Origin of the sequence: Catellatospora tritici, from assembly GCF_019083965.1 — a bacterium.
Taxonomy (GTDB): Bacteria; Actinomycetota; Actinomycetes; order Mycobacteriales; family Micromonosporaceae; genus Catellatospora; species Catellatospora tritici.
Map to the genome: position 1 here is coordinate 126,026 of NZ_JAHRCY010000003.1, position 10,670 is coordinate 136,695.

General features: G+C 71.0%; 9 protein-coding genes. 2 read left to right on the forward strand and 7 right to left on the reverse strand.

Translation table 11 applies throughout. From position 1 onward, the window contains the following. Positions 1-55 precede the first annotated feature (55 nt). Positions 56-1,300, forward strand: coding sequence for a helix-turn-helix domain-containing protein (locus KUA19_RS07815; RefSeq protein ID WP_217395474.1), 1,245 nt, complete (start codon positions 56-58; stop codon positions 1,298-1,300). A gap of 15 nt (positions 1,301-1,315) precedes the next feature. On the opposite strand, the gene KUA19_RS07820 is transcribed toward KUA19_RS07815, so the two are convergent. From KUA19_RS07820 to KUA19_RS07850, 7 genes are all read right to left on the reverse strand, one after another. Next, positions 1,316-2,926 carry a hypothetical protein gene (locus KUA19_RS07820; protein WP_217395475.1) on the reverse strand — a complete coding sequence of 537 codons (1,611 nt, stop codon included), beginning with the start codon at positions 2,924-2,926 and terminating at the stop codon, positions 1,316-1,318. Next, positions 2,923-3,843 carry a protein phosphatase 2C domain-containing protein gene (locus KUA19_RS07825; protein WP_217395476.1) on the reverse strand — a complete coding sequence of 307 codons (921 nt, stop codon included), beginning with the start codon at positions 3,841-3,843 and terminating at the stop codon, positions 2,923-2,925. The genes KUA19_RS07820 and KUA19_RS07825 overlap by 4 nt, the downstream gene beginning before the upstream one ends. A 20-nt stretch (positions 3,844-3,863) precedes the next feature. Next, the gene (locus KUA19_RS07830) at positions 3,864-4,541 is read right to left on the reverse strand and encodes a vWA domain-containing protein (RefSeq protein WP_217395477.1); all 678 of its coding nucleotides are present in this window, start codon (positions 4,539-4,541) and stop codon (positions 3,864-3,866) included. Between the two features lie 16 nt (positions 4,542-4,557). Further along, complete coding sequence (locus KUA19_RS07835; RefSeq protein ID WP_217395478.1) at positions 4,558-6,237, reverse strand: hypothetical protein; 1,680 nt, start codon at positions 6,235-6,237, stop codon at positions 4,558-4,560. A gap of 19 nt (positions 6,238-6,256) precedes the next feature. Next, on the reverse strand, positions 6,257-8,446 hold the full coding sequence (locus KUA19_RS07840; protein ID WP_217395479.1) for a hypothetical protein: 2,190 nt from the start codon (positions 8,444-8,446) through the stop codon (positions 6,257-6,259). Then, positions 8,443-9,645, reverse strand: coding sequence for a toll/interleukin-1 receptor domain-containing protein (locus KUA19_RS07845; RefSeq protein WP_217395480.1), 1,203 nt, complete (start codon positions 9,643-9,645; stop codon positions 8,443-8,445). Before KUA19_RS07845 ends, KUA19_RS07840 begins: the two co-directional genes overlap by 4 nt. A 195-nt stretch (positions 9,646-9,840) precedes the next feature. Beyond that, positions 9,841-9,996: a hypothetical protein gene (locus KUA19_RS07850; protein WP_217395481.1), complete on the reverse strand. Its 156-nt coding sequence runs from the start codon at positions 9,994-9,996 to the stop codon at positions 9,841-9,843. Positions 9,997-10,426: 430 nt separating this feature from the next. On the opposite strand from KUA19_RS07850, the gene KUA19_RS07855 reads away from it, so the two are divergent. Then, positions 10,427-10,573, forward strand: a complete 147-nt coding sequence (locus KUA19_RS07855; RefSeq protein ID WP_217395482.1) for a hypothetical protein — start codon at positions 10,427-10,429, stop codon at positions 10,571-10,573. The last annotated feature ends 97 nt before the right edge of the window (positions 10,574-10,670 follow it).

The window sequence follows — 10,670 nt, forward strand, 5'->3', positions numbered from 1 at the left end:
GAACTTGACGGCCGCCCTCAGGATGGCAACCAGACACGGCGGAGATGGAGTCTCGATGACACAGGCGCAGCCGCACTTCGGCGCCGAACTGCGCCGCCTACGGCTGGCGGCCGGATACTCCCTGACCGAGATGGTGAACCTGACCTACTACAGCAAAAGCCATCTCAGCAAGGTCGAGAACGGGCTGAAGCCGCCCAGCGAGGACCTCGCCCGGCGATGTGACGCGCTGCTCGGAGCCGCGGGCGAGCTCACCAGGCTCGCCGTCGCACCGCCGCCCGCTGCGCCGCCCGCCCGCGACACCGGCCGCGGGGTGTGGCTGCTGCGCCTTGACCCCACCGGCCCGAGCGCGTTCACCGTGCTCGGCCAGCCCGAGTCCCCCCGCCAGCGGCAGCCCCCCAGGGCCTCGAGCCCGCTACGCACCGCCGACGGCACCACACTGGACCAGTTCCGGGCGCTGTTCACCCAGATCCGCCAGATCGGCCAGTCGCTGGACTCCGACGCCCTGCTGCCGATGGTCGCCGCGCAGACCCACGCGCTGTACCGCGTCACCGACGAGTCGACCGGGGCGGATCGACGGGCGGCCGGGCTGCTGACCGCGCGCTACGCCGAGTACGCGGGCTGGATCGCGCAGGAGGCGGGCGACGACCACAGCGCCGTGTGGTGGACCGAGCAGGCGGTGGAGCTGTCCCGCGACGCCGGTGACCTCGCGATGGCCTCGTACGCGCTGGTCCGCCGGGCCCTCATGGCGATGTACGAGCGCCACGCGGACCAGACCGTCGCCCTGGCCCGGCAGGCCCAGGACAGCCGCTGCGGCCCGCGGGTGCGCGGCCTGGCGACCCTGCGGGAAGCCCAGGGACTCGCCCTCGCCGGGGACCACCGGGGCTGCCTGACCACCCTGGACCGGGCCCAGCTGCTGCTGGCGCAGGACTCCGGTGAACCCGGCCCGGTGCTGGGCACCAGCACGGTCACCGACCCGGTCGGTCTGGTGACCGGCTGGTCTCTGCTGGACCTCGGCCGCCCGGCTGAGGCGGCCGAGGTGCTGCGCCGGGAGCTTGCCCATGTCCCGCCGCACGCCTGCCGGACCCGTGCCCGGTTCGGCGCCCGGCTGGCCCGTGCCCTGGCCGCGTCGGCTCAGGTCGACGAGGCCTGCGCGGTCGCAGACGAGGTACTGGACGACTACCGGCAGGTGCACTCGGCGACGATCGGCACGGACCTGCGCGCCCTGGGCACGACGCTGCGTCGCTGGCCTAAGCATCAGCACGCCCACCTGATCGGGCTCCGGCTGGCCGCCGCCATCTGAACCGCCCCCTCTGTCTCACATGTCGGTGTACTCGATCACCGGGTGGCCGTACTGTGCCGCGATCGGGTTCCACAGTTCGACGAAGCGCTGCTTGGCCGCGGTGGCCAGGGTCGACTCGTCCATGCCCACGTCGTACTGGCCACCCTCCTTGTTCGCCTTGGTGCATCCGCTGTTGAGCCGGGTCCTGCCCCACTTGACGAACGCCTGGTCGGCGGCGAGCGAATGGGTCAGCGCGGTGACCAGCGTCGCGGCGAGTTCCTCCCCGCCCGGCAGATCCGACACCCGCAGCGCCTGTGCCTGGGCCAGTTCGGCCCGCCTGCCGTTGCCCACGCGTTGCAGTGCGGCGATGTTCGCCGCGAGGTTGTCGCAGCCGCTGATGTTCGCGACCGCGTGGGTGAGATTGTTGCGGTCGACCTTGGACGGAGTCAGGATGGCCTGGACGGCGGCAGCCTGCTCGGCCCCGTCGTCGGCTCCGCCGCCCCCGGTCCCCGGGTCGCCGCCGCCGGGGTCGTCGGCGGCATAGCTCGCCACGGCCTGCTCGGTGCCCGTGGCGTCGAAGTTGTCGTTGTTGCGGCCGAGCAGGTTGAAACAACCGACACACAGGGCGAGCGCGACGACCGCGGCCAGACCGGCGCCGACCAGAAACCGGACGCCCGAGCGGCTCGTTCTCGTCGGGGGCCTGGCCGGGATGACCAGGCCGCCGGGCGGCACCTGCGCCGGGGTGGCCGGGCCCGGTACGGGCCGCGGGGCGACCGGCACCGTCGGGATCTGCACCGAGGCGTTCGGCAGCGCCCGCTCGATGGCGCCGAGCCACTGGCCGGGGCCGGGCCGGTCGGACGTGGACCGGCTCAGCGCCTGCTCGGCCAGCAGGGCGAGTTCGGGATGGCGCGGTCGCAGCGCCGCCGGGTCCCCGGCGTACTGGTCCGACAGCAGGATCCTGAGCACGACCAGCGCGAACTTGTAACTGTCCGTGGCGACGGTGCCGAGCTCCTCACCGCTGGGCACACTCCAATCCGGTGTCTCCACCTGGGGCAGCGCCGAGCGCCCGCGCACCCGCATGGCGTCGGCGTCGAGCAGGTGGCAGCTGGGCGGGGTGAGCCTGACCAGCACGTTCTTCGGTGACAGGTCGCCGACCGCCACGCCCGCGCTGTGCAGCAGGTGCAGCAGCCGGGCGAGTTCCGCCAGCAGTTCGAGCCGCTGTCGCTCGGTGACCGGCAGGTTCACGTTGGCCATGTACTCGACCGGGTTGAGCAGAAACTCCAGCGCGAGCAGCTGCGGCTTCATCCCGTCGGGCAGGCGGAGGTAGGCCGTGTATCCGGCGGGCGCGACCGGCATGAGGAAGCCGCACACCTGCCCGGCGCGCTGCACCACGGCCTTCGGCCACGCGGTTCGGGTGGTCAGCACCTCACGCAGGCCGGGTTCGGCCGAGCCGGGCAGGTCGATGAGCTGCTCCAGGGCGTCGGCATCCAGTTGGGACAGGCTCTGCTGGTTGTACGCCTTGTAAGCCATCGGCTGGTCGAAGCCGGGGGCGTGGACCAGGCTCACCTTTGCCTGACCGCCGACGCCCAGCTCGTCGTGGTGGACCAGGACGGCCTCGTCGACCCTGGTGATGTCATACGGACTCATCGCGGCCCTCCCGGCCAGATCGCAAGCAGCGTGCGGTCGTCGTCGAAGGTCTCCCGGGCGAAGTCGACCAGGTGGGCGAAGCCCAGCAGCGGTGGCGGCTCGGCGAGTGCCGTACTGAACAGCTGCCCGACCAACCCGGTGCCGTCGCCGAGCGGGTCGCCGATCCCGTCGGTCGCGACCAGCAGCACGCTGCCCCGGGAGAGCAGGACCTCCTCCGACTCCACCCGGGCGGGGACCCGGGGCAGCCCCGCGACCCGAGAGTCGACCGTCGCGGCGCCTCGGCCCTTGGGGTCGAAGACCGACCGGTACGAACCGCCGCGCAGCCACCACGCGCCCGAGTCGCCGATCCGGGCGACGCGGGCCAACGGCCCGCCGGTCGTGGCGGTCACCACCCCGGCCACGACGGTGGTGCCCAGCCGTCGCTCGACGTGCTCGGCCGACTCCGCCGGACGCAGTCCCTGCCGGGAGCTCAGCAGCGCGTCGGCGGCCCGCTGGAACACCTCCTCCCAGGGCGGCCGCACGTCGACGGCGTCCCACAGGGCCTGCAGCACCGTGTGCCCGGTCAGTTCGGCACCGAGATGGGACAGCGGCGCCGAGGACACCCCGTCCATCACCGCGAACAGCAGCGCACCGGACGGGTGCAGGGTCGTCACCGCGTGGTCCTGCCGCGGCTGCCCGGTGGCCCGGTGCGCGTCCCCGCGGCAGCTGGCCATCCGTACCGTGAAGTCCGGCGTGGACCAGCCGTCGCAGATGGTGTCCGGCACGCTGTACGCGGGGTACGGCTGGGGCTCGATCTGGTCGTTCCCGGTGTCGATCACGATCCGGGCCCAGTCGCCCGGCCGCGGCTGATTGTGGATGCGCGGCGCCGCGTCCCAGCCGGCCTGCGGCGGCGGAGTGACAGCGCGATATCCCGCCACTTCGTTCTTCCCGCGATCCATCAGACGAGGTCGATCGCCATGGCGAAGCCCTGCGGGCGTTCGACGAACAGCTCGGGGTTGCTGCTGCCCACCAGGCTGCCCGACCTGATGACGCTTCTGGTGAGCTCGACGCAGACGTTGGCGATCGCCACACTGATGTCCATGCCCCTGGTGGAGACGAACGCGTAGTGCTGGCTGGTGGCGACGCTGAGAATCGTCTGCGGGTGGACGTCCCCGACCCCGAAGGCGACGATGTTGGGCCCGCTGGGCGTGCGTACCCGGTCGACCAGTCGCCGGTGGACGTCATGCCACAGCGTGCCGTCGGTCGGCTGACCGTCGGTGAGGAAGAAGACGGCCGGCCGGTGTACGGCGAACTGCTGATCCTTCAGATGCTTGATGTCGACCGGGATCTGCTTGTCCAGCGCGTCGAACGCGGCCGAGTAGTAGGTCTGCGTCCGGATCGTCAGCTGTGGCAGGGACGTGACCCGGCGCAGGTCGGCCAGGTGCAGGTGCAGCTTGACGGTGTCGGAGAAACCCATCACGGTGATCCGCACCTTCGCGGCCGTCATCGGCTGGGCGAGCAGCGCCGCGTGCAGGTCCGCCAGGCCCTTGTTCAGCTCGGCCATGTGCGGGGCCATCGACGCGGACTCGTCGACGACGAAGTAGACGGGCAGCAGAGTGGCCCGGATCTCGTTCATGATGGCGGAGGTCTCCTCAGTAGCGGCGGTCGGTGAGGTCGGCGGCGGGGCGGTAGCCGGGCGGGCCGGCCAGGAAGGCGATCTGGTCGCCGTCCAGCACGCCCTGGGCGAGGTCCCGGGTCCGGCGTTGCACGAAGTACAGGAAGTTGTCGACGGCCACCGACAGGTCCCCGTCGTAGGCCGAGAACGCCAGCTCCGGCCGGGACGCGAGCTCCAGCAGCAGCTCGGGGGGCGTGTCGGCGCTGCCGCAGGCCACGATGTCCGGGGCGTACCGGTTGCGCTGCCGGTCGCTGAGCGCGTCGTAGGCGCTCTGCCACTGCCGCGCGTCAGCCGGTTCGCCGGCGCAGAAGATCATGAGTTGCGGACGGCGCAGGGCCGGTGTCAGCTGCTTGAACGCCTCCGCGTCGCGGGGGATGCGGTCGGCCAGCAGATCGAGCGCGGGCAGCAGGCGCGCCCGGCCACCGCCGGACACCATGGGCAGGGACGAGGCGAGGGCGTCCTGCGCACTGCGCTGAAGCATGGCGCCCTCGGCGAAGGTGGTGATCCCGAGGCGGATCACCCGGGCCAGTTCCCCGGCCGAGGCGATGTCCTCGACCAGCGAACGCAGCCCGTCGTTGAGGCGGTGGCCCACCGGTCCGACCGCCGCCGCGGCGTCCACGGCCACGTAGATCGGAATGATGCCGGGCAGTTGAGCCTGCTCGCGGGGCCCGTCCGCCCGGCCGCCGTTGGGCAGCGGGGCGTTCCAGTCGTCAGGGGACGACGCAGCCTTGGGAAGCGCCTGCGCGGGGCCCAGCCCGAGGGCGTTGTTCACGAGGTGGCCGACCGCCGGATCGCCCGGCAGCAGGAAACGGCTCTCCGCGAGCGCCCTGATCATCTCGTGGTTGCGCACCGCCGCCGCTTCCGCCTGGGCGACCTCCGTCGCCCGGAACCTGGCGATCATCTCCATCGCCCCGGCGGTGTCGTGCGGATTGCGTTCCAGATGCAGCGCGATCATGTCCTGTGCGCTCATCGGTCGGCCCGCGAGCGCGAGACGCTCGCGCTCGCGCGCTTCGAGGTCGGCCTGCTGACCGATCGCGTCCACCTCGGCCTTGCCCTGTGCCGCCTGCACGTTCAGCCCGTGCTGGAGCACGCCGAGTTCCTGCGCCCGGTGGGCGCTTTCCAGCCGGGCGAGATGAGAACGGGCCTCGGCGTCGGGCCGCAGGTCGACGTGGCACAGATAGAGTTCGATGCAGCCTTCGATGATCTGGCGGCCCTGCAGCCGCTGGTTGACCGTCTGCTCGGCGCGTTGGGCTTCCTCGATGGGAAAGTCGCTGGTGATCTGGTTGATGACGCGCATCAGATGGTTGGAGACCAGAGGCAGGCCGTCGCGGAAGTTGCGCCGGACGACCTCCGCGGGCGAGCAGACGCGGAAACCGATGTTGACGCGGGCCTGGAAGCGGTAGACCCCGCCCTTCGCCGCGGGCGGCATCGAGTGCAGTTCGATCCACCGCTGGTGGTCGCTGATATCGACCTCGTAGCGGTGCTGGAATCGCTTGCTGAGCTGGTCCAGCAGCGTGGTCGGTCTGCCCTCGTCGATCACTTCCACGCCGCCGTCGGCGGTGGCGTACACCACCGCCACGTCGGGGGTGCGGATCCGCTGGGCCCGGCTGAACCGTTCGGCGGGCTCCTGCTTGAGAATCAGCGGCACAGTCGTCATCTGTCGGCTCCTTGACTGGTCAGGCGGTGAGCACGCGCTCAACAGAACGGGCGATCTGGGGCAGGGGCAGCAGTTGATCGCTGTCGACCCACTGCCGGGCCATGCGCGCGAAGACAGCGCCCGAGTGACCGTCGACGCGCTGAGTGCTGCGCACCATGCGGACGAAAGCCTCACCGACGGCAGGGTCGGCCTCGCCCAACATCGCCCAGTTGCGTACGACCCGCTCGGCGACGACGTTCACGTTCCCGTCTCGCAACGTGCGTGCCCACATGCGAAAGAGCGGCTCACGCAAGTCGGCGTGCTGGTTGGCCAGGTGCAGCAGGGAAGGCCAACGTGTCGTCGCATCGGTGGTGATCAGATCGTTGGCGACGACCAGGAAGGCGCGGGTGCCGGCGAGCATGCGCTTCGGGTCGGCCAGGCATTTCTCGATCATGGAGTACATCGACGGCGCGACGGTCGCCGGTTCGTCCACCAGCAGCCACGTCAACCCTCGGCCGATCATGGTGTGTACCTCCACGTCGTCGACCACGCATAGTCGCCGCAGGGCTTCGAACCGGTCGGCGGTGTCGTCCAGCGTGATGCCGGCGCCGTGGGCGATCGCGGCGGTCGACTGGCCCAGCGGCGCGGCCCGGTTGGCGTACCACCGGCGGACCACGGTCTGGACCGTCGGCCGCAGGCGCTGTTCGGCGTAGGCCACCCGCAGCGCGTCGGCGACGCCTTCCCGCAGCCGCGACAGCTTGCTCACCGCCCACGTCTGCAGCGCCCTACGCTCCACCCAGGCGAACGAATATCTGGCCAGCAGCCCCACGGTGCTGCTGGCGAACACTCGGACCTGCTCGGAGCCGGTCAGGACCAGCTCGGTCAGCCACTCGAGCAGTTCGTCGTGGATCAGATGCTCACGCCACACCCGTTCGATGACGCGGCGGGAATATTCGACGTCGCGGTACCCGATGGTCAGCGGGCCGGTCTCCGCATCGGTCTCCGTCCCGCCCGACAGCCGAGCCTGCAGGATCCGGGCCAGTTGGGGGGTGCTGAGAGCGAACGGATCCCGCTCGCGGACCCGGATCTTCAACTCGTCGGTGAGCGCCACCGTGTCCGTCTGGGACAGCCGGATGAACAGTCGGCGGGCCGCGTCGGAGACATCCTCCAGGGGTGAGCCGTCGAGCACGGCCAACGCGATCGCGAAGCAGCGGATCTCAAGTTCGGTGAGGCCGTCGAACCAGATGTCGAACTCGTGGCCGCCCCGTCGCCTGAGCAGATCCCTGACCCGCTGAGGATCGAGAGACTCCTCGTCCTGCCGGCTGAGGACGAACGCGCAGAACGCCGCCGTCTCGCAGGTGGCACCAGATCCGGCCAACTGCTCGGCGATGATCGTGGCGATCTCGACGTCGGCCAGGATCAGCCGTGCCCGGTGCTCGTCGACCCAGAAGTCGAGGTGCCTGCGCATCACCTTGTCCAGCTCCGGCGCGGTCGGCAGCTCCAGTACGTACGTCAGCAGCGCGGCCTCGGCGAGGCGGGTCTCCTGGCCCACGGTGACGACCAGCCGGGCATCCGCGTCGGTGAGGACCTTCTCCAGGCTCTGGAGCGTGTAACTGTCGAGACCGGCGACGTCCTCGGGCTGGCAGAGCAGGAATGCCGTGCCGGTCTCGAGTTTCTGGCCGCTGATTCGCTCGGCCATTCGCGCGACGTCGACCCTCGGGTCCAGCTGATAGATGATCTTGGCGTCGGCGCCCTGCAACAGGCGGGTCGCCATGGTCAGGCGGCCATGGCCCGAGTGTCCCCGCAGGATCACCGTGCGCCGGCCGACGAACTGCCTGCGGACCTCGTCCCAGTCCGCCGGATCCACGAACGCCCGGCGTGCCAGCTGCTCCAGCGTCGGGGACAGCTGCCGCAGCGGTGCGGTCGCCTGCCCTCCGCCGGTCAGGTGGAAGACGAACTTGTCCCGTACGGAGTCGCCGCCGAAGGCGTCTTGCGCCGCGCGGACGTACTTCCATCGTTCGGAGGCGCGGCCCGGCTCGTCGTCCGCGTTGGCGGCCGCGCTGTCCTCATCCGGGTCCGTGGCGGTGTCGTTGGTCTTCGCGCCGGTGCCGTCGGAGTTGCCACTCTTCGCGCCCCGGGGCGTCTCGGCGGCGCCCGCGGGGGATCGCGCGCCGCCGGGTTCGGGCGGGGGCGCCGACTCGGGCGCGGCCGGCTGCTCGTTCGTGGTCACGGCTCGGTCTCCTCCGGCACTGGGTGGTGGTAGTGGTTGACGGTGCCGGTGACGCGGTCGCCGTTGTAGACCGAACCGTGCACGTCACCGCCGATGGCGATGCCGCCGGTCTGCGCGAATGTCGTACGCGGCGCCGGTGGCCGCGGCTGGGGACGCTCCGGGGCGCCGGACGCGTGGGGGACCGGCGGCAGTCCGGGCGGCGCCGAGTAGCCCGGCACGTGCAGCCAGCACCGGTCATGGTGGGCCAGCGCGATCTCGGCGTACGCGGCCCGGTCGACGTTGACCTGCCGGGCCGCGACGAAGCACGTCTCACTGAGCACCAGCACCAGTCGCGCTGCCTCGGCCCGCTTGAACACGATGTCGATGTGCGGCAGTCCGAGCAGGTGCCTGGCCCGGTCCGCGGCGTCGAGCCCGTTCGGGGTGTGCAGCAGGCCCTCATCCATGGCAACCCGCAGCCGCGGCAGGTCTGTGTTGGTCTCCAGCCGCTGGGCGAGCGCGCGCACGAAGGTGACCGTGAGCCGGGTCGACGGGTTGGTCGAGGGCAGGGACACCATCAGACCGTCGGGCTGTGCGATGACCTCCGCGTCGACCAGCCGTGCGGTTCCGGCGGCCTCGTGCACGAGCGTCCGGAGCCGTTCCCGCTGGTGCCGGGAGGGCATCGCGGTGCCGCTGAGCTCGTACTGCAGGAAGGCGACGGTGCCTTCGTGGTCGACCACGGGCTGGGCCACCGGGTCGGGGCCGATCTCGTCGGCGATCTCGCGCACCAGCCGGGCGACGTCGTGGTGCGCACCGCGGTCGTGCAGCCGGAGGTACTGGCGGTGCGCCAGGTCGGCGATGTCGTCGGGTAGTTGGGCGGCCCGCGGCGCGGGCGTGTCGCCGATGAGCACGGGGACCACCCGGATGCCGATGCGCAGGCCGAGCGCGATCTCGCAGCGGACGAAGTCGTCCAGGTCGTCGAGTCGACGCCCGGCGCCGGTCTCGTCGGCGCCGTACGTCAGCCAGCGCGGCCCGATGACGACGACCAGCACGTCGCTGTGGGCGAGGCTGCCCCACAGCTTGGGCCTGAAGTCGACCCCCAGCCCGATCGAGCGGTTGTCCCGGAAGACGTTGTCCTTGCCGAACTGCTCGCAGAGCTTCTCGTCGATCAGCACCGCGGCATAGGTGGCATCACCGGTGCGGTAGTTCACGAATACGCGCATGGCTGCGCTCCTTTGATTCACGGCGCCATTGAAGAGCCGCCGATCCAGCGTCGGGCGGCACGACGAAGATTCGCGGAATGGAGCGTCCGCGATCGTGGTAATGCTTGCCGACTCAGGATGGCGACACGCGACGGCATCTTCAAGGCAAGGGGGCGCGAATGGGCGAATAGGCAACAGGAAACAGCGCCCGAAGTGCTACGACTCGGTGAGCCCCGCCGTGCGCGCGACGCTCTGGTCGCGCAGCCTGTGGTAGACGGCCTCGGCGGTGAACCCGCCCACGAACCCGCGGGCCGGCGCGGTCGCTCGCGGCGGCGCGGCGACCAGGGCGGCCGGAGCCACCGGATCATTCATCGGACTGCCGTGGTCGCGGTTCGGATCGGCGCTTCCCACAATGGGGATCTGTGGCTGCATGGTACCTCGCGGAGATTGACGACCTTCTTGGGAAATGTAGGCCGTGGAATCCCCGGGCGTAAAGAGTTTCCATGCCAGCCGATGTGCTCCACTCGAATAGCCGAGCGATGGCGTCTCGTTAACATTCGTCCGTCGTACTCGGACGCGGAACGGCCCGGTCCGGCCGATCGCGTCACGGGGGAGGTGCGATACGTACCCCTGGCCATCGGCGACACGGCGTCCGACCGTGACCGTGAGTACCTGACGGGCGACTATCCGTACGGCCATTGCTGGAGCGGTGGGCCAAGTGGCTTCCAAGCCGATCACAAGCCCCGGGTACGAACCTGATGTCGTGCCGCGGGAAGGTCCCGCCGCACGGAAGGAGATTCCGGTGCGCAAGCTCGCCCGCCTCGCCGCCCTGGCCGCCCTCGTGACCGTCGGCGCCCTCGCCACTGCCACGGCCGCCTCGGCCGCCGACGGCGACCCGTCGCAGTGGGGGCAGGCCAAGAAGGGCGCCAAGGTCGCCCTGGTCGGCTGATCCGTCGTGGGCCGCCCCGCGGGGGCCCCCCCCCCCCCCCCCCCAGGCCTGGTCGCCGTGCCAGGACCGCCACAGCGCCGCGGACGCCCCACCGGCG

What these genes read in the sequence shown, in the direction of transcription:
- KUA19_RS07815 (WP_217395474.1), top strand. Translation starts at nt 56, where the DNA reads ATGACACAGGCGCAGCCGCACTTCGGCGCCGAACTGCGCCGCCTACGG.
- KUA19_RS07820 (WP_217395475.1), bottom strand. Translation starts at nt 2,926, where the DNA reads ATGAGTCCGTATGACATCACCAGGGTCGACGAGGCCGTCCTGGTCCAC.
- KUA19_RS07830 (WP_217395477.1), bottom strand. Translation starts at nt 4,541, where the DNA reads ATGAACGAGATCCGGGCCACTCTGCTGCCCGTCTACTTCGTCGTCGAC.
- KUA19_RS07835 (WP_217395478.1), bottom strand. Translation starts at nt 6,237, where the DNA reads ATGACGACTGTGCCGCTGATTCTCAAGCAGGAGCCCGCCGAACGGTTC.
- KUA19_RS07845 (WP_217395480.1), bottom strand. Translation starts at nt 9,645, where the DNA reads ATGCGCGTATTCGTGAACTACCGCACCGGTGATGCCACCTATGCCGCG.
- KUA19_RS07850 (WP_217395481.1), bottom strand. Translation starts at nt 9,996, where the DNA reads ATGAATGATCCGGTGGCTCCGGCCGCCCTGGTCGCCGCGCCGCCGCGA.